This is a genomic window from Acidicapsa acidisoli, assembly GCF_025685625.1.
GTDB classification, from domain to species: domain Bacteria; phylum Acidobacteriota; class Terriglobia; order Terriglobales; family Acidobacteriaceae; genus Acidicapsa; species Acidicapsa acidisoli.
In genome coordinates this window covers 173,232-191,619 of record NZ_JAGSYI010000004.1, presented here as the reverse complement: position 1 = coordinate 191,619, position 18,388 = coordinate 173,232, and the positions used below count along the sequence as shown (strand labels likewise).

At 59.4% G+C, this 18,388-nt stretch carries 18 protein-coding genes; 5 read left to right on the top strand and 13 right to left on the bottom strand.

What is annotated here, in order from left to right; translation table 11 throughout:
* Positions 1-59: 59 nt before the first annotated feature.
* On the bottom strand, positions 60-1,235 hold the full coding sequence (locus OHL23_RS22815; protein ID WP_263354339.1) for a threonine synthase: 1,176 nt from the start codon (positions 1,233-1,235) through the stop codon (positions 60-62).
* A 49-nt stretch (positions 1,236-1,284) separates the two neighbouring features.
* Here OHL23_RS22815 and OHL23_RS22810 point away from each other — a divergent pair, with 49 nt between their 5' ends.
* Complete coding sequence (locus tag OHL23_RS22810) at positions 1,285-2,643, top strand: dicarboxylate/amino acid:cation symporter (RefSeq protein ID WP_263354337.1); 1,359 nt, start codon at positions 1,285-1,287, stop codon at positions 2,641-2,643.
* A gap of 282 nt (positions 2,644-2,925) precedes the next feature.
* Here OHL23_RS22810 and OHL23_RS22805 read toward each other — a convergent pair whose 3' ends face one another.
* The 3 genes from OHL23_RS22805 to OHL23_RS22795 form a co-directional block, all read right to left on the bottom strand.
* Positions 2,926-3,423 carry a DinB family protein gene (locus tag OHL23_RS22805; RefSeq protein ID WP_263354336.1) on the bottom strand — a complete coding sequence of 166 codons (498 nt, stop codon included), beginning with the start codon at positions 3,421-3,423 and terminating at the stop codon, positions 2,926-2,928.
* Between the two features lie 67 nt (positions 3,424-3,490).
* Entirely contained in the window at positions 3,491-5,161 is a 1,671-nt protein-coding gene (locus tag OHL23_RS22800) for a DHA2 family efflux MFS transporter permease subunit (RefSeq protein ID WP_317891720.1), read from the bottom strand.
* A 161-nt stretch (positions 5,162-5,322) separates the two neighbouring features.
* Positions 5,323-5,928 (bottom strand): TetR/AcrR family transcriptional regulator, encoded by a 606-nt coding sequence (locus tag OHL23_RS22795; protein ID WP_263354334.1) that lies wholly within the window; start codon positions 5,926-5,928, stop codon positions 5,323-5,325.
* A gap of 332 nt (positions 5,929-6,260) precedes the next feature.
* On the opposite strand from OHL23_RS22795, the gene OHL23_RS22790 reads away from it, so the two are divergent.
* Entirely contained in the window at positions 6,261-6,818 is a 558-nt protein-coding gene (locus OHL23_RS22790) for an RNA polymerase sigma factor (RefSeq protein ID WP_263354332.1), read from the top strand.
* On the top strand, positions 6,802-7,185 hold the full coding sequence (locus OHL23_RS22785; protein ID WP_263354330.1) for a hypothetical protein: 384 nt from the start codon (positions 6,802-6,804) through the stop codon (positions 7,183-7,185). Before OHL23_RS22790 ends, OHL23_RS22785 begins: the two co-directional genes overlap by 17 nt.
* Before the next feature lie 255 nt (positions 7,186-7,440).
* Here the strand turns inward: OHL23_RS22785 and OHL23_RS22780 are convergent, their stop codons facing one another.
* The 4 genes from OHL23_RS22780 to OHL23_RS22765 form a co-directional block, all read right to left on the bottom strand.
* Entirely contained in the window at positions 7,441-7,992 is a 552-nt protein-coding gene (locus tag OHL23_RS22780; RefSeq protein ID WP_263354329.1) for a DUF4199 domain-containing protein, read from the bottom strand.
* Positions 7,993-8,124: 132 nt separating this feature from the next.
* A complete protein-coding gene (locus tag OHL23_RS28590) occupies positions 8,125-8,580 on the bottom strand; it encodes a helix-turn-helix domain-containing protein (protein WP_317891719.1) in 456 nt (151 codons plus the stop codon).
* Positions 8,581-8,736: 156 nt separating this feature from the next.
* Positions 8,737-9,576 (bottom strand): DUF4097 family beta strand repeat-containing protein, encoded by an 840-nt coding sequence (locus tag OHL23_RS22770; protein ID WP_263354327.1) that lies wholly within the window; start codon positions 9,574-9,576, stop codon positions 8,737-8,739.
* Between the two features lie 123 nt (positions 9,577-9,699).
* The gene (locus tag OHL23_RS22765) at positions 9,700-10,095 is read right to left on the bottom strand and encodes a VOC family protein (protein ID WP_263354325.1); all 396 of its coding nucleotides are present in this window, start codon (positions 10,093-10,095) and stop codon (positions 9,700-9,702) included.
* Positions 10,096-10,447: 352 nt separating this feature from the next.
* Here OHL23_RS22765 and OHL23_RS22760 point away from each other — a divergent pair, with 352 nt between their 5' ends.
* Complete coding sequence (locus OHL23_RS22760; protein WP_263354323.1) at positions 10,448-11,005, top strand: DUF6680 family protein; 558 nt, start codon at positions 10,448-10,450, stop codon at positions 11,003-11,005.
* A 15-nt stretch (positions 11,006-11,020) separates the two neighbouring features.
* Here OHL23_RS22760 and OHL23_RS22755 read toward each other — a convergent pair whose 3' ends face one another.
* Both OHL23_RS22755 and OHL23_RS22750 read right to left on the bottom strand, forming a co-directional pair.
* Entirely contained in the window at positions 11,021-12,790 is a 1,770-nt protein-coding gene (locus OHL23_RS22755; RefSeq protein ID WP_263354321.1) for an ABC transporter permease, read from the bottom strand.
* A complete protein-coding gene (locus OHL23_RS22750; RefSeq protein ID WP_263354787.1) occupies positions 12,787-14,157 on the bottom strand; it encodes an ABC transporter ATP-binding protein in 1,371 nt (456 codons plus the stop codon). Before OHL23_RS22750 ends, OHL23_RS22755 begins: the two co-directional genes overlap by 4 nt.
* A gap of 511 nt (positions 14,158-14,668) precedes the next feature.
* Between OHL23_RS22750 and OHL23_RS22745 the strand changes: the two genes are divergently transcribed.
* Positions 14,669-15,040, top strand: coding sequence for a response regulator (locus OHL23_RS22745; protein ID WP_263354319.1), 372 nt, complete (start codon positions 14,669-14,671; stop codon positions 15,038-15,040).
* Positions 15,041-15,109: 69 nt separating this feature from the next.
* On the opposite strand, the gene recR is transcribed toward OHL23_RS22745, so the two are convergent.
* From recR to dnaX, 3 genes are all read right to left on the bottom strand, one after another.
* Entirely contained in the window at positions 15,110-15,709 is a 600-nt protein-coding gene (recR, locus tag OHL23_RS22740) for a recombination mediator RecR (protein WP_263354317.1), read from the bottom strand.
* Positions 15,710-15,794: 85 nt separating this feature from the next.
* Entirely contained in the window at positions 15,795-16,121 is a 327-nt protein-coding gene (locus OHL23_RS22735; protein WP_263354315.1) for a YbaB/EbfC family nucleoid-associated protein, read from the bottom strand.
* 32 nt (positions 16,122-16,153) lie between these two features.
* Positions 16,154-18,163, bottom strand: a complete 2,010-nt coding sequence (dnaX, locus tag OHL23_RS22730) for a DNA polymerase III subunit gamma/tau (protein WP_263354314.1) — start codon at positions 18,161-18,163, stop codon at positions 16,154-16,156.
* Between the last annotated feature and the right edge of the window lie 225 nt (positions 18,164-18,388).

The following is an 18,388-nucleotide window of genomic DNA, read 5'->3' as shown; positions in this document are numbered from 1 at the left end:
CTTGCGATTCTGCTATGGCGGCAAGGTTCGCGGTTTGAACCGGGGATCTCCAATCGGATTCAGTGCTCGATACTGAGGGCAGTTGCGATCACATCCGTGTATTTGTTGCCGGACCCTGTATTGAATAGAACAACGCGGTCGGATGGGCTGAGAAAACCACTGGCCAGCAAATGGTCATAGGCTGCTGTTGCCGCCGCCCCTTCGGGAGAGAGAAAGATACCTTCGTTAGCCGCCCAGTCGCGCAATGATGCGAAGATCTGTTCGTCCGTGAGCGCGACAATGGTGCCCTGAGATTCACGCACGATGTCGAGGATCAAGTAGTCTCCGTAGGGCTTGGGCACGCGCAGGCCGGAGGCGAAAGTGGACGCGTTTTGCCACATTTGACTTACTGGCTGTTGTTGCTCCCAGGCGCGGGCTACAGGAGCGCATCCAGCGGCTTGAATAGCGATCATTTTGGGCCGTCGGCCGGAAACCCAGCCTAACTGTTCCATTTCTTCAAAGGCCTTCCACATGCCGATCAGTCCAACGCCGCCGCCGGTTGGGTAGAAGACGGCATCGGGATAAGTCCAGCCCAGCTGCTCGACTAACTCATAGCCCATGGTCTTCTTACCTTCGATGCGAAATGGCTCCTTGAGGGTGGATAAGTCGAACCAGCCTTCTTGCTGCTTGCGCTCGTTGACGATGCGAGCGCAGTCGGAGATGAGTCCGTCGACGAGTGTCATCTTCGCGCCGTAAGCGAGGCACTCGACCTGATTGGCGAGTGGAACGTCCTTGGGCATGAATATATGCGCTTCGATTCCGGCAGCGGCGGCATAGGCAGCCGCGGCGCCGCCAGCGTTTCCGGCGGAAGGGACGGCGATTTTTCTGATGCCGTAATTGCGCGCCATGGTCATGGCGAGGGACAAGCCGCGAGCCTTGAAGGTGCCAGTGGGATTGGCGCCCTCTTCCTTCAGGTACACGTTGGCGTAGCGGCGGCTGGGCAGCATCGGCGTCCAGCCTTCGCCGAGTGTGACAGGTTCAATGTCTGGCAACACGGCGTTGTAGCGCCACATTCCAGGCGATGGTCGCTCGGAGTTCGATGTACCGATAGTGTCGCGGATATCCGTTCCCTTCGCCGCCGTGAGGTCGCAGCGGACGTAGAGCGCTCCGGCGCATTGTGTACACACGGTTTGAGGAATAGAAGCGTCGAGTTGGGCGTGGCAGCGGGAGCATTCCAGGTGGGATATCTGCGGCATAGCCCATAGGATAATAGAGGCTGCTTCGATAGTGCGGACAAGGGAGATTATGACTTCAGCGCACGCTGGTTCGGGCCGGGCTTTGCTCATTGCGACTGCGATTGGTTTGCTTGTCTATGCGGCTGGAGTTGCTTTGGCGGGCTTTGGCGCCATTGGCGCTGCTACGCGCGTTGCCGCCATTCTGTTGCTTTTGTGGGTCACGGTGAGGCGGCGTACGCTGACGGCTTGGACGTTCTTTGCGATTCTTGCCGGGGCCGAACTCGGAGCTGATGCGCCGGTGGTTGCTGTGCACTTCCATGTGCTGGCGGAGATATTTCTGCGGCTGGTGCGGGTGATTGTCGCGCCGCTGATTCTAGGCACGCTGACAACAGGGATTGCGGCACATGGGCAGGTCAAGAGTCTTGGGCGCGTCGCGCTGAAGACCCTGGTTTACTTTGAGGTTGTGACAACGCTCGCGCTGCTTCTTGGCGTGGTAGCGATCGATCTTTCGCGAGCCGGCGAAGGTGTGGTTGTGCCTGCGGCTCTGCTGGCGCAGGAGACTCCGGCGACAGTTGGGGCTCACACTGGGTTTGAGTCATTTTTGCTGAATGTTTTTCCGGAGAACCTGGTTACAGCAATCGGAGACAATCAGATTTTGCAGGTGGCCGTGTTTGCCATTCTCTTTGGGGTTGCCCTCGCGTTGCTTTCGGAAGAGAAGCGTGCGCCGCTATTGGGTGTGCTGGAGTCGCTGACGGCGGCGATGTTTCAGGTAACGAAGATCATTATGTATCTTGCGCCGATTGCTGCTGGTGCGGCGTTGAGTTATACGGTTGGCAGCATGGGGATAAGCACTCTGGTGCCGCTGGCTAAGTTGGTGGCGACGTTTTACGGGGCGGCTTTGGCGCTGGTGGTGCTGGTGTTTGTGCCGGTGTTGATGGTGATGCGGATTCCGGTGCGGGGATTTTTAGAGGCTGTGAGCGAACCTGCGGCGATTGGCTTTGCTACGAGTACTTCGCAGTCCGCGCTGCCGTTGGCGATGGAGCGCATGGAGGAGTTTGGCGTGCCGCGCTGGGTGGTTTCGTTTGTGATTCCTTCGGGGTACAGCTTCAACATGGATGGGGCGAGTTTGTATCTGTCGATTGCCTCGATTTTTGCCGCGCAGGTGGCGGGGATTCATCTTTCGGTCGGGCAGCAGGCGGTGATGGTTTTCACGCTGATGCTGACGAGCAAAGGGATTGCCGGGGTGCCTCGGGCGACGCTTATGATTCTTCTGGCGACTGCGGCATCCTTTCACCTGCCCAGTGCGCCGATTCTGATGATTCTGGGGGTAGATGCGCTGATCGACATGGGGCGGACAGCTCTGAATGTTACCGGGAATTGTCTGGCGGCCGCGGTGGTTGGGAAATGGGAGGGTTTGCGGAGCGAATAAATCAGGAGGGGGGTAGGGGGTGCCCTTGTTGTGCCCCTATCTGTATTAGTTTCATTTGGTTACAGGATAATTTGGGTGCTCAAAAGTGTGTTTTTAGCGTGTTTTTTGGCACTTTTTGCATGTTTGTTTTGCCCTATGGCGTCGCGGACCGGTTCGGGCGACCGCTCACTTCGATTATGCGCCGTTGGAAAGTAATTGTGCGCAACACGAGTTTCGGGTCGAGGTGCCGGGCCGGACTTAATGTGCGGGCTTAAGCCCGCACCCTTCAAACGACCCTACTACTTACTTGGGCTGGAGCCGGAGTTGACCGAGGTGGTATGCGGTGTGGCTGACGCGGCTTAGGAAGATGGCCAGCCGGTTGCGATGGGGCTCTTTGGCGAAATCTTCTTCGGAGACCAGGGCGTGCCGTTCGAGCCACTCGACTGGAGTGAGCTGGGCGAAGAGGGTGGTCAGGCGGACGTTCAGGTCTTTCCAGTTCTGGCGAAGTTCGGCGAGGGGTGGCAGTTTAGCGTCGGAGCGGTCGGGTTGATCGAGAAAGGTTTCGCGGAGATCTGCGTGATTTGGTTCGCCGAGGCGAAGCTGGGGGATGATTGCGTCATTGACGACGAGGAGATGGCCTAGCAGGTAGACAGGGCGGTTTTTGCCAGGGGCGATTTCGGTGAGCATTTGCTCGTCGCTGAGGGAGTCGAAGAACTGGCTGGTTCGGCCGACCCATTGCTCCCAGGATTTGAGGGTTGTGGTGATGAGGAGTTCTTCTGTGGTCAGTGCTGCTGTGGTCATGGTTTGGCTCCTGTCGGAAGAGATGAGTCTGGCCGCGATTCGACGCTCAAGATTTTTTTACTGGATTTTAGTGTCCGGCGGGGGCTTTGCCGCCGACTTTGAAGCGGCTTATGAAGAATACCGCGGGAATCATGGCGATGGTGAGGATGCCCATGATGCGGAAGCAGTCCATGAAGCCGAGCAGGCGGGTTTGCTGTCCGAGGAGATCGTAGTAGTGGGCGTATGAGGCGCGCAGTGAGTCGGCCTGCGAGTAGCCGTGCGAAGCCAGGTAGTGGGCGGTGTCTATGACAGATTGCTGGAGTTTGCCGGAGGAGGCGGCGATTGTATCGCCTGTGCGATTTTGGTGCAGGTCCTGGCGGCGTTCGCTGACGGTGGTGATCATGGCGATGCCGAAGCTGCCGCCCCAGTTGCGGGCCAGGTTGGTGAGACTGGAGGCGCGGTTGTTCTGGTCAGGGCGGAGCTGCGAGTAGGCGATAACAGAGATGGGAACGAAGAAGAAGGCATAGCCGAGGCCCTGAAACACACGGGCCATGGCGTAGTGGTTGTAGTCGGTCTGGAGGTTGAAGCTGCTGTAGGTCATCATGGAGCCGAAGACCGCGCAGAGGCTGAAGAGCAACAGCGCTTTGGGATGGACGATGCCGCGCTGGATCAGTTGCGCTCCGACGGGCGCGAGGAAGGTGATGACCAAGGCTCCTGGGCCGAGGACAAGGCCGGCGTCGATGGCGCGGTAGCCGTAGAGCGATTGCAGGAGCTGCGGAATCATCGCCGTGGTGCCGAAGAGGCTGATGCCGAAGATGAAATAGAAGGCCGTCGCGATGGCGAAGTTGCGGTTGGCCAGCAGGCGCAGGTCGATGATCGGGTCGGGCTGACTTAGCTCCCAGAAGATGGCTCCGGCCCAGCAGATGACGGAGATGGCGAGCATCCAGGAAATGATGGGGCTACCGAACCAGTCGTCGATCTGGCCGCGGTCGAGGACGATTTCGAGGGTTGCGGAGGCGATGCCGACGAGCAGGATTCCGACGACGTCGATGCGGAGGGCGCCGGATTTGCGGAGCGATGCGCGCTCTTCCTGGAAGGCTGGCGGGTCGTGGACGAATTTGCTGGTGAGCCAGAGAGAGAGTGCGCCGATGGGGATGTTGATGAGGAAGACCCAACGCCAGGTGTAGTTGTCGGTGATCCAGCCGCCGAGGACGGGGCCGATGGCGGGCGCGGTGACGATGGCGACGGTATAGAGCGCGAAGGCCGAGGCTCGTTTGTGGGCGGGGAAGGTGTCGACGAGGATGGCCTGCTCGACGGGCGCGAGGCCACCGCCGCCGATGCCTTGCAGAACGCGGCTCATGAGCAGGATGCCGAGACTGGGGGCGAGTCCGCAACCGAGAGAGGTGATGGTGAAGAGGGCTACGCAGGCCATGTAGTAGGTTTTGCGGCCGAAGAGGCGGCTGAAAAACGCGCTCATGGGGAGAACTACCGCATTGGCGACAAGGTAGGTGGTGAGTATCCAGGTGACTTCGTCGAAGCTGCGGCCGAGGCCTCCGGCGATGTAGGGCAGCGAGACGTTGGCGATGGAGGTGTCGAGCAACTCCATGAAAGTGGCCAGCGTGACGGTGAGCGCGACGACCCAGGGATTGATTTGAGGGCGGACTTGCATGGTGATAGCGGCAGGACCGGGCTGCGGGGTCTGAGCAGCGGAGTTCTGGCTGACCGGTTCCGGTGCGTCGACGACGGTGGATTCTGCCACGGTGTTTTCCTTTCGCGCGGCGATCTGTGGATTGTATTCCGTGGGATGCCGGGGAAGTCTGCGATGATTCGTGAAACTGAAATGCGACCAATTGGTCTCTTAAAAGATGCATTTCCTGTGGCTGGCGATTCGGAAATTATAGAGAGGGAACTGGCTTGGATTCAGGAGGTTGACTGGCGCAGTTCGGAATCGACGTAAGAGCTGAGGTCTTCGAGGGCTTGGCGGAGGGCCTGGTCGTTGCGTTCGATACGGCTGATGAGCATGGCGCCTTCCAGGCCGCTGATGATGTTGTTGGCGGCGGCGAGTGGATCGATGTTTGCCCGGATGGTGTCTGCGTGGATGCCTTCTTCGAGGATGGTTCGGAGGAAGGTTTGCCAGTTGCGGAGGGCTTTGCGGACTCGGTCGCGCAGGACGGGGTTGCCGTTGTCGGAGTCGACGGCGCTGTTGAGCAGCGGGCACCCGCCGGGAAGGCCGGAGCGGGTGACGAAGTTGGCGATGTGCTGCTTGAGCCGGTCGGCGTGGTTGGGGATGGATTCGAGGTTGTGACGGCGCTTTGTGCTGGCGATGGACCATGCGTAATCGAAGGCTTCGGCGGCGAGTTCTTCTTTGCTCTCGAAGTGGCGGTAGATGCCGCCTTTTTCGAGGCCGGTGGCGTCCATGATGGCCTGGATGGAGCAGCCCTCGTAGCCGCGCTGGTTGAAGATGGATGCTGCCTCGGCGATGATGCGCTGGCGGGTTTCCTGGCCTTTACTGAGTCCTACGGACATGGCGTGTCCCCGGTTGGGCGGTAAAAGAAACCGTCCGGTCTCTTAATATAGCACCTTTGAGAATGAAGGACGCGCGAGGGGGATCATCCATAAGCGCTAGCGCTAACCTAACCTGCGCGGGCTAAAGGATGATTCTCTGGCCGGTTTCTGGTCTCTGACTTCCGGTTTGCCGACGACCGGAGCCCCACCATTACACCTCTTAGCATCCTCCCTGGCCCCTACGATTGAAGCTTCTCAGACGTTTCAGCGTCCTCTTCGCTTCGCCGAAACCGAATTCAAGCAATTGAAATTGAACCTTGGTGCTTTTCCTTCGACATAATCAGTGAAGGCACATGGATAACAAAAATAGCGCACCCTATGAGTGGATCGCACTCCGTTGCCAGTCTGGCGAGATGAGTGCATTCGAGGACCTGGTTGCCGTCATGGAACGTCCGTTGCTCTATTATGCGGCCAGTTTGACCGGCAGTCAGGATAGTGGGCTGGACGTGCTTCAGGAGGTGTGGATCAGGGTGCTGCGCGACATTTGCAAGCTCAAGGATCCAGGCTCTCTGCGCTCGTGGCTCTACACCATCACCCATGGCATTGCGGTGGATCGAATTCGTCGCCATGTATCCAGGGAGCGGGCCGAGCAGGTGGAGCTTGAAGATTTTCAGGAAGCCGAGGAGCCGTCGTTTGCGGACGAAGATGCGGCGGCGATTCACCAGGCCTTGAGTCAGATCGGTCTCAGGCATCGCGAGGTTCTGGTCCTGCATTTTCTTGAGGACTTGTCGATTGCGGAGATCGCCGAAGTCGTACGGTGTTCTGAAGGAACAGTGAAATCCCGCATGCATTATGCCAAGCGGGCAATGAAGGAAATTCTGGGTGGAGGGATCTATGGAAAAGCAAAATGACAGTATGCGTGAGCGTTTGCTGGCGCGTCTGCCGCAGCCTGAGAATCTTGCAGCCTACCGGGAAGAAACGGCGTCCCTGTTGGCAAAACACGAGAGGGCGCTGTTCTGGGAGAAAATTCCGTCCACGGTAGGTTACGTGATTGCATTCGCCGTTTTTATCGTCATTTGGTTCTGGGGACAAAAGTTCGATGGGGCTATGACCCACTTCTTCTGGTTCTGGGCGGGCCTCGCGTATTTTGGGGGGGCAGTTATAGACCTGAGGTACCGGATCTATCGAAGCAAGGTTGACATGCTGAAGGAAGTCAAGCAGGTCCAGTTGCAGATACTCGAGCTCCAGGCTTCTCGTCAAAAGCGAAGTTCAGAATAGTCTGCTGGTCGGTTAAGGGACAATTCGACCTGTCTTTAACGTGAGCGATCTTCTTGGCGCTGGCGCATTCCGCCTGAATCACCGGAGATTGGCCGCGACATCATGCTCTGAAGTCAAGCTCCTGTCGAATAACCGACAAACCGAAACTAATTCTTATTCTTAAGTTAGCAATTATGGAGTGATCGCCCACCCTAGCCGGAAAAACAAGCGGCCGGCAAGGGTGGCGCACCCTTTTGCATGGTGTGTGGGACGGGTTCATTCGGAGGCTGGGATTGGGGCTTGGGTTGGATGTGGTTGCGACTTTTTTCTGAGGATTGCTGCGGAGAGCAGGGTGATCAGGATGCCGACGGGCAGGGGCTCTATGAAGGTGTAGGCCATGTTGACGAAGGGGTTCTGGTAGAGCTGCTGCGAGTGCTGGATGGCGGCGACCTGCGCTGCGGTGGTGGCGGGGTCGAGTCCGGAGGACTGGACTTTGTGAATCTGGGCAGCGAAGTAGCTGTCCATGAAGTGGGGCATGAAGTTGAAGTAGAGGACTTCCCACGTGGCGACGTAGCAGACGGTGGTGATGAGGGTGATCAGAATGCCGCAGGAGAAGGCGCGGCCGAAGGAGATTTGACCGGCGAGGGTGTTGTCGCGGTAGCTGCGGATGCCGAAGTAGATCATCAGGAACGACGCCACCATGATGGTGTAGCCGAGAATCATGCTGTGGCCGGAGCCGATCTTGTCGGCGAAGAGAAGCGAGCTGTCCATAAGGACGGAGATCATGACGCCGGCGATGAGGCCGAAGGTGAGGACGGTTTTCTTCATGTGAGGCTCCTGAATGCGAGTGAGGATGGAGTCACGATGCGGTGCAACGGGGCCGGATGTCGTCATCCTTTCGGATGATTTTGCGGGAATGGAGCGAAATCGTGCTTTCGTGTGACGCGGTCGGTGATCGGGTCAGGGGAGGAGGCCCAGTTCTTTGCTGCGCTGGACGGCCTGGGTGCGGCGGGCGGCTCCGAGCTTGTCGAAGGCACGGCTGCAGTGGGTTTTGACGGTGTTTTCGCTGACGAAGAGCTTGCCGGCGATTTCGCGGTTGCTCAGACCCTGGGCGATGAGTTCCAGGATTTCGAGTTCGCGACGGGTGATGTCGAGGTCTTTGCGTTTGCTTTCGTCGGGGACGAAGGGGGTTGGTTGGACCGGTGCAGGGATGGGGATCTCTCTGATGAGGACCTTTTGGCGCGTGCCTTTGAGCTTGATTCCGAGCCAGATTCCGAGAGCGGCGAAGATGGCTGCGATGAGTGCGACGTAGAGAGCTTCGGCATGCTCGATGACCAGGAAGTGGTACTGGCTCCATTGCAGGAGGGTGACGAGGATTCCACCGAGGATGCCGTAGATGAGGACGTGGCGCTTCATGGGTTTCGCAACGACTGTGCTGGCAATTATCTTACTGGAGGGTTGCCGTTGCGGTTCTCAAAATTGAGAGGCCGGGCTATGGACGGCAGATTCCAACTCCAAGTGCAATGGATTTGGACTGCGAGATTCCTGCCTGATCGGGCAGGCCCGTGATCGCTAATCGCGATTGATAGAGACGCCGCCATTGGTTGTTTCTACCTGAATGGTTGGGCCACCCTGGCCGATTTGCGTGTCGATGTGATTGCGGATGGAACCCTGGATTTTGATGGGGAAGGCGACGGAGACGCCTCCGTTGACGGTGGCTGCGATTAGGTGGGCGGAATAGTCGTCAGGAGCTTTCACGGTGACGCCGCCGTTGGTGGATTTGGCGAAGAGTCCTTCTCCACGCCACTGTGTGCCGTTGAGGACGACTTTGAGGCCGCCATTGACGGTGGTGGCGTGAACTTTGCCGCCAAGATCGCGGAGGGTGAGGCCTCCGTTGGTGGTGTTGGCGGAAATCTCTCCATCGATATTGGAGATGTCGATGCCGCCGTTTTCGGAATGGAGCTGGGCGGCGAGATGGCGTGGGACGTGCAAGCGGAAGTTTACGTACCAGCTATTACCGAGCAATCCGAAAAACGGGCCGGAAAACGAGGGGCCTTCGGCGCGGATGGACCCGTCGGTTAGGATCTTGATTTCCTTCAGCAGGGATTCGGCTCGCTCGCTGCTTGACTCCTGGGCGACTACGCGGGCTTCGAGGGCAATGTTCTGGCGGTCTTCGCCGATGACCTCAATGCCGCCGTTTTTGCCGGAGACGGTGATCTGGCCGTTTACCAGGGGCAGGGTGGTGCGGCGGAGCTCGCAGGCCCTATCTTTGCCACCGAAGAAGCTGTTGTTGTGGGTGTTGCCTTCGTCTCCGTTGCAGGGAGCGGTGGTGAAGGACTGGGCGTGGAGCGGGATGGCGGCGAGGAGGGTGAGGGTTAGAGCACATCCGAGTGCGGGGGCGAAGCTGCGCATGGTTGTCTCCTTCGGATTGAGCGGGAAGGGCTGCACAGGTGGGTACGGCGGGGGATGGGGATTTGTTCCCCGGGGCATTTTTATTTGGACATAGGTTGTGCGAACAGGGCGCGAATTTTCGGATCAGTGTTGCCAGCTTTTGTAGACAAATTCGAGGCTGTAGCCGTCGAGATCGAGGACGTTGGCGGCGTAATAGCGCGGATCGTAGTAGTTTCGGATTGCTGGAGGGCCGTTGTCCCTGGCTCCGGCTGCGATCGCGGCATCATAAGCGGCGTCTACCTGTTCGCGGCTGCCGGCAATGAAACCTATGTGAGCGGCGCGGCTGTCCGCGACGCCTTTGCGTAACCAGAAGAAGATGCGGTTGTCTGCTCCGAATCCGATCAGGTCGGGATGGCCTGGAGGCCCGTTCCTGCCGTCATAGTCATACAGATGGCTGATGCCGAGAGGAGCGAGAGCCGCTGTATAGAAGGCGATCGAACGCTCTATGTCGCTTACTGTCAAGAAAATATGATCAAGCATGTTCATCTTCTTGTATCAGAAGTGTCATGGGAATCCAACCATGTGGCTATCCGCTGCGGGCATTTGTGGTTCCCACCCTTTCACAAAGTGCGCGAAAGGATGGGGCACCCCGATTTGTGGTGATTCAGGCTTGGGGGATGGATGGGTGGGCCACCCGCCATGGGTTGTCAGAATCTCAACAACTATTTTGTGTAATCAACGAATGCGCGTTCGTGCCTGTGTTGATCCCGTTTTCGCAAATAGGTAGAAGGATAATACTCGCATTTTGCGTTGACGCGGACTAAGAGGGGCAACACTTCACCGATAAACAGTTGCAGCTGCAAATTTCAGTCGGTATTCTACGATCAACTATATGAGCGACACGACGGCGTTACGGATGACCTCTGCAATAACTGTACTTGCGATCCTAGGGGCACCGATTGGAGCTCTTTGGGTTCAGCGAATCGGCGACGACAAACGTGCGCAACGACTCCGTCGTGAAACAGTTTTTAAGACACTTTGGGCTAATCGGGCTCGTCCGGTGTGGGTGACCCGCGTTGATGCCCTCAATATGATTGAAATTGAGTTTCATGGAGAACGGGCTGTAGTGGCTGCCTGGAAAGAGTTGTTCGGTCACTATAAGTTTGATTACAAGGCCGCTGGTATCGCCGAGGCAGAGCAGACTCGTAGACATATCGAAAAATATGGAAAGCTGCTTTTTGAGATGAGCAAGGTTCTCGGCTATGACCTCCAAGAAACATCTATCCGCGACGATGTATATCGACCGGATATTCATGGGCGATTCGACGAAATTGAAATGGAGACTCGATCGTTAACGCGGGACATCCTTCAAGCTTTGAAAAATATGGACGCACTCCCAATGAAAATAGTTAAAGATGAAGCCTCTACAAACAAACATCTTCCTCTTTGATCGTCCTACTATGCTCTACGCCAGCAGTTTGTATTTGGTTTCGGCCAGGCGGTAGAGGCGGCGCCAGACTAGGCGGTTCATGCTGACTACCATTAGCGAGATGAGGATTGTGGCCAGGAGCAGGATTGGGAAACGGCCGGCGTCGGTGGCGGCGTCGATTTGTGCGCCAAGGCCGATGGTGGAGAGGGTACGGTCGTTGAGCTTGGAGTACTCGGCGAAGACGGAGGCGTTCCATGCGCCGCCGGAGGCTGTGACCATGCCGGTGATGAGGTAGGGGAAGATGCCGGGTAGGATCAGGGTGGTCCAACGCTGCCAGCGGGTGAATTTGTAGAGCGAGGCGGCTTCGCGCAGGTCGGAGGGGATGGACATGGCTCCGGCGATGACGTTGAAGAGGATGTACCACTGGGTGCCGAGGAGCATTAACGCAACCGATCCGATGCCGAGGCCGCCGCCGATCCTGACGAGTCCGATGAGCAGTATGGGGAAGAATGCTGTGGCCGGAACGGAGGCCAATACCTGGGCTACGGGCTGGACGATGCGGGCGAGGTTGGGATTGAAGCCGATGGCGACGCCTACGGGGATGGTCCAGAGGGCGGAGATGAGCAGGGCGGCGTTGACGCGGAGGAAGGTGGCTGCCGCGCCTTCGAGGAGCAGGCGGAAGTCTGGCCAGGTGACCTCGCGGAGCATGATGACTGCGTGCACGGCTCCCCAGGAGACGAGGCAGACTGCGACGAATGCCAGGGCCCAGAGGCCGGCGGAGTTCTTCGATTTCTTCTGGTCGTCGTCGAGGGGCTGGACGATGCGGCAGGTTTTGGTGCGGGCCATGCGGCGGTAGATGGGCTCTTCGAGGCTGGTCCAGATGCGGCCAGGGACGTTGCTGAGGACTGTAGAGCGCTGCAACAGCGTCAGAATTGGCGAGGTGACGCGGTCGGCGGACTCGACTTGTTCGAATTTGAATTTGTCGCTCCAGGCGATGAGCGGACGCCAGACGACCTGGTCGGTGGCTACGACGATCAGGATAACGACGGCGATTCCAGCGAGCAGGGCGCGGACGTCGCCGGAGTTGGTGGCGGTTTGCAGATAGCTGCCGAGGCCGGGGAGCTGGAAGTTGCGGTCGCCCATGGTGAACATTTCGCAGGCAATGAGAGCGAACCAGCCGCCGGCGACGGAGACGATGGAGTTCCAGACGAGGCCGATGGCGGCGTAGGGCATTTCCAGCTGCCAGAAGCGCTGCCACGCGGAGTAGCGGTAGATGCGAGAGGCTTCGAGCATCTCCTTCGGGATGCTCTTGAGCGAGGAATAGAAGCTGAAGGCGAGGTTCCAGACCTGGCCGGTGAAGATGAGCAGGATTACGCCCAATTCGATGCCCATCTGGTGGCCGGGAACGAGGGCTACCATGGCCAGTACGACGGGCGGCAGGAAGCTGAGAACAGGGATGGATTGGAGGATGTCGAGGGTTGCGACCATCCAGGCTTCGACGCGAGGGTTATAGGCGGCGGTGTAGCCGTAGGTGATGGCGAAGGTCAGGCTGAGCAGGTAGGCGACGCCGATGCGCACGATGGAGTAGAAGGCGTAGACGGGCAGGGCACGGATGGAGTGCGAGATGGGAACGACGGGGATGGGGGTTCCCAGCCAGTACTGGCAGGTGTGGACGATGGCGAAGAAGATGGCCAGGCCGCAGGCTGCGAGTCCGAGGTCGATGACGAAGGGCCAGCTTCGCACAGTGACGAGGGAACGCGCGAAGGGGTGCTGGAGCGGGCTTTGAAAGGGATTGGGAAGGTTCATTCCGCGTCCTCGCCGGTGGGAACCTCTTCTTCAAATTCTGCTTCGTCGCGGGCTTCGGGCAGGATGAATCGGCGGCGCGAGGCGTCGAAGTCGAAGAGTTCGGCGTAGCGGCCCCAGTTGACGGCGGTCTCGACCTGGCGCTGGCTTTCATCGGCGCTGAACTGTTCGTCGAGCATGTCGAGGAAGAACTCTTCGGGGACGGTGTGGTCGGATTTTGTTTCGAGGGCGCGGCGGATCTGGCGCAGGAGCAGGACGTTCTCTGTCGCGGCTGCGCGGAAGAGCTCTTTCTGGTGCAGGATTTCGGAGTTGGCGTAGGCCGTGCCGGTGGGGGTAATGGCGGCGTCGCCTTCCTCGATGGTGAGGAAGCCGAGAAGCTGGGCGGCGTCGACGATGGGGAGCAGATCGTCGATTTCGAAGGCGAGATCGTCGGCAAGGCGGTAGATGTCTTCGCGGCCGCCCTTGTCGATGAGGAATTCGAGCAGGCCGGCGACGCCGCCGGGACGAGCGTGGGGGAGCATCTGGTAGTGCATCTGGCGCTGGTCGCGGACGGGCTTGCCGGTGGTCTGGTCCGGCGCGGCGGGGACGACCTCGGGACGGGTGAGGACCTTGTAGATGTAGTCGACGAGGTTGGTGAAGGGTTCGGATTTGCGGTCGCGGGGATGGGCGATCTGGACTTTGAAATCGGTGCGGATGTGGCCGGGGTTGCGGCCGAGGACGATGATGCGGTCGGCTAGCAGGACGGCTTCTTCGATGTTGTGGGTGACGAGGAAGACGGCCTTGGTGGGCATGGTTTTCTTGGCCCAGAGTTCGAGGAGTTCGGAGCGCAGGTTTTCGGCGGTGAGGACATCGAGGGCGGAGAATGGCTCGTCCATGAAGAGGACTTCGGGCTCAACGACGAGGGCGCGGGCGAAACCGACGCGCTGGCGCATGCCGCCCGACAACTCTTTGGGAAATGCGGCCTGGAAGCCGTCGAGGCCGACGGTGTCCAGCATCCGGAGGCTGCGCTCGCGGCGGGTTTCGGGGTCGACGCCGCGTGCCTGGAGCGGGGCTTCGACGTTTTCGAGGACGGTGAGCCAGGGGAAGAGTGCGAAGCTCTGAAACACGATCGACACGTTGATTTCGGCGTCGGCGATTGGTTTTTCATGCCAGTAGACCTGGCCTGCGCTGGGCTTGGAGAGACCGGTGAGCATGCGCAGCATGGTGGATTTGCCTGACCCTGAGGGACCGAGCAGGGCGAGGATTTCGCCGGGTACGATGGAGAGGTCGGTTGGAGAGATGACCTGGATGCGATTCTGGCTGGGCTGCGCGTAGTACTTTTCGATCTGCTCGGCACGGATGATCGGCTGCGGGCTGGCGGGGCCCGGAATGGCCGGGTTCGTAGCCGGACTCGAATTGTCTAGCGGGGCGGCTTGCGGCACAGGCGAGTCTCCAGTGTGTTTTGCCAGCGGGTGACCCTTGGCAAATGTGACTTTGTAATCAGTCTATTGCAGGTGGGTTGCAGGGGCGTGAACGGTCGTCGTTTCCAGACGAAACAAGAAACGAAGTTTGCAATATTCCAAGAAAAAACGGAGGTGTCTGGAGAGACTGACCGGGGAAAACCGACATAATGTTCTGGTTAAGCTCTTGGTCAGGCTCTCGCCAAAGGGTATCATTCTTCTAGAGCTATTCTGCGATTAGTTTGAGTCAGTGGAGACCATTCCGGCGCGCGCACGTCTTCGACTTACCAGCGCTTCGCCGGAAGCCGTGGGCTAGACCGCGTCGGCTGGTGATTCGCCGGGGCGCAACCTGATTGGCGGTTCACCCGTCAATTCACCAGACGCTGCTAAACCACCAATACGCTTGAGCCGGAATGATTTTGAACCATGCCGATGGGAGACTATGCCCGAGAACGCACACAAACCGCGAGTTCTGGTTGCCGACGACGAACGCGTTATTGCCGATACGCTGGCAATGATATTGAATCAGAGCGGATTTTACGCACGGGTCGCTTATACCGGGGAAAAGGCATTGGAAATGGCTGCGGAATTCGAGCCGGAGATGCTGATTTCGGACGTGATTATGGCGGGCCTGAACGGGATCGATGCCGCAATCAAGATTCGCGCTATCCTTCCGTCGATCAAGATTCTGCTGTTTTCCGGGCAGGCGGCGACTGCCGATCTGCTGGAAAAGGCGCGGGCGCAGGGCTATGAGTTTGAGATTCTCGCCAAGCCGGTGCACCCGCAGGATTTGCTGGCGAAGCTGAGGGCTTAGCAGCCCCTAGTCTCGTCTTCCTGTTCATCGACAATTTGTTGCGGCTGCGACTGACCCCTGATCCCCGATTTAGAGTTCGCGGCGGCCTTCCATGGCGCGGGCCATGGTGACTTCGTCGGCGTACTCGATATCGCTGCCTGCGGGAACGCCGGTGGCGATGCGGGTGATTTTTACGGAGTGGCTGCGTAGAGTTGAAGCCAGCCAACTGGCGGTAGCTTCGCCTTCGAGGGTGGGGCTGGTGGCGAGGATGACTTCGTCAATTTCGCCGCGCTCGACACGGGCGAGGAGATTGTGCGTCCTGAGCTGATCGGGGCCTACGCCGTGCAGGGGCGAGAGCGTGCCGTGGAGAACATGGTAGACGCCCTGGTAGCCGCGGGTCCGCTCGACGGAGGCGATGCTGGTGGGCTCTTCGACGACGCAGACGAGGCGTTGATTGCGAACCGGGCTGGTGCAGTAGGCGCAGGGGTCGACGTCGGTGACGTTGTTGCAGATGGAGCAGAGGCGCAGGCTGGCTTTGAGGGCGCGGACGGCGTCGGCGAGGGCTGCGGCGTCTTCGTCGCTGGAACGCAGGACATGGAAGGCGAAGCGCTGGGCGCTTTTGGTGCCCACGCCGGGGAGCTTTTTCAGTTCTTCGATGAGCCGGGCCATCGGCTCGGCATAGCGTGACATGGTCGCTTCGCTCCGGAGAACAGGGAATAGGGAATAGGGAACAAGAACAAAGAGGGAACAGGGGGTGTCGAGTGTGCCTCGCTTTCTAGCCGAGGCCGGGGAGGTTTAGGCCACCCAACATGCCTTTCAACTGGCCCTGAAGTGCTTCTTCGGCTTTGCGGCCTGCGTCGTTGACGGCGGCGACGACCAAGTCTTCGAGCATTTCTACATCGGCGGTGTTGTTGCTCAGGCTGGAAACGGCGGAGGGGTCGATGTGGATTTTGAGCAGCTGCTTTTTGCCGTTCATGGTGGCTGTTACGGCTCCGCCACCGCTGGTGCCCTCGATTACGGTCTGGCTCAGCTTGCGCTGGACTTCTTCCTGCATCTGGCTGGCCTGGGAAAGCATCTCCTGCATTTTGAGTGGGTTGAACATAATAGCTCCGTAATACTTGAGGGTTTGGGGCCCTATTTTTCGCGTAGATCGATTACCGTGACGATCTCGGCGTTGAAAACGGCCTGTGCCTGGACGACCAGGGGGTTGCTCCGGGCTTCGTTTTCGATGCTGCCGAGCGGTGCACGAACCTTAGCCGAGCCGCCAGAGGTCGTCAAGCCCTCGCCCGGGACGATCATGAAGCGGGAGGGTGCGCCAGCCTGGGACAGTCCCTGGCGGATGAGCTTTTCTGCGGCCGCGTTGAAGGTGAGCCGGATCATGGTGGCTTTGGCATTGACTTCAATACGCACGCTGCTGCCTTCAACGTTCCACTTGCCGTCTTCGATGAGGGTCGCGGCGGTCGCGTGGCCGCCGGTTGTGAGGGCCTGAGCTACGGCAGAGCGAATGTTATCGATGTCGCCGGGGCCACCGGAGTCGCCGGAAGAAGCGGCGGTGGGCTGGACCGGCGGCGGTGGCGAAACGATGGCTGACGCAAGCGGAGGCACGATTTGCGGGCCGGATTCGGCGGCAGGTTCGGCTGGAAGTGGCACCTCTTGAGCTGGTTCGGAGAGTGCGAGGGCTCCAACGGTGGCCGGTTCAGGCGGAAGGTCAACGACCTTGGCCGGTTGCGGAGCTGGCGGTGCAACGGGGGTGAGATTTGTCGAGGCGGGTGGCAGGTCGCGGACCGGAAGCGAAGAGGGAACGTCCGCGATGCGCTGGTTGCTGGCCGCGAAGGGAGAGATGGATGGCGGCGTTGGGGCTGCGGGTCGCGCAGGAGATGCGGCGGATGCAATGGGCCGCGATGGTGTCGTCACGGATGACGCCGAGGGGGATGATGGAGCCAGATTGGGGCGCTTTGCCGGGTTCTGCGTGGCCATGCCGCTGAGGATTTCTTCCATGGGCAGGAGGCGCTGGGCCTGGATCAACTTGAGCAGGCCGAGTTCGAGGTGGAAGCGCTGTTCCTGGCGGTAGTTCAGTTCATCGAAGGTGCGGAGGGCTATTTGGAGGTTGCGCGTGAGCTCTTCTTCGCTGAAGAGCACTGCGGTACGGGCGGCTCGGGCGCGTTCGTCGTGGGCTATTTCGAGGAGACTGGTATTTTCGCCGCCTAGCTTGGCCATGAGGCAGTTGCGCAGGTAACGGACAAGCTGGCGAGAGAGAGCCGACGGGCTGTTGCCGGAGCTTAGGAGTTTGTCGAGGTCTTCCATGAGCCGGGCGCTTTGCTGGGCGCTGACGGCTTCCATCAGCCGTTCAAAGACCGCATTGGGGACGGAGCCCATCAGTTCGCGGATCTGATCGGTTTGGAGGACGGGACGAGGATTACCGGAGGGGGCGTTTTCGAGCGGGGCGGAGGCGATGGCCTGGTCCATGATGGAGAGCGCGTCGCGCATGGAGCCATCGCCGGCTTCGGCCAGCAAGGCGAGCGCGGCTTCTTCGGCGGAGACGTCTTCATTGATGGCAATCGACTTGAGCTGGGCTAGGATGTCGTCGAATTTGACGGCGTGGAAGCTGAAGTGCTGGCAGCGGGAGCGGATGGTCTGCGGGATGCTCTCGGGCTCGGTTGTGGCCATCATGAAGATGACGTGCGAGGGCGGCTCTTCGAGAGTTTTGAGCAGGGCGTTGAAGGCCGCGTCGGTGATCTGGTGAGCTTCGTCGAGGATGTAGATCTTGTAGCGGTCGCGGGAGGGCGAGTAGCGGGCGGCGTCGCGGAGTTCGCGGATTTCGTCGATGCCGCGGTTGGTGGCGGCGTCGATTTCGATGACGTCGACGGCGTTGCCCTGGCGGATTTCGCGGCAGGAGTCGCATTCGCCGCATGGCTCGGCGGTGGGGCGCTCAGGGGTGCCGATCGCGTTGCGGCAGTTGAGCGCCTGGGCGAGGATGCGGGCGATGGTGGTTTTGCCGATGCCGCGGTGGCCGGAAAAGATGTAGCCGTGGGCTATACGCTGCTGGTTGAGGGCATTGGTGAGGGTGCGGGTGACGTGGTCCTGGCCGGCTACGTCTGCGAAACGCTGCGGACGGTATTTTCTTGCCAGTACCTGATAGCCCATCGTTCCTGTTCTCCCAAGGGGATTGTATCGTTTCGCTGTCCGGTTGCGGACTTTGCCGTAGGTGGAAAACGTGGACGTTGGCAATGAGCTGTTGATTCTTTTGGAATCAGCGAGCCAGAGGCAAGTGGAGGGGCGGCAACGCAGCGGGCTGAGATGGGATACTTCTACGGCGGTCGCAAGACGTATGGATCGGGCATCAAATGATGTTATGATGGGATGCGTGGA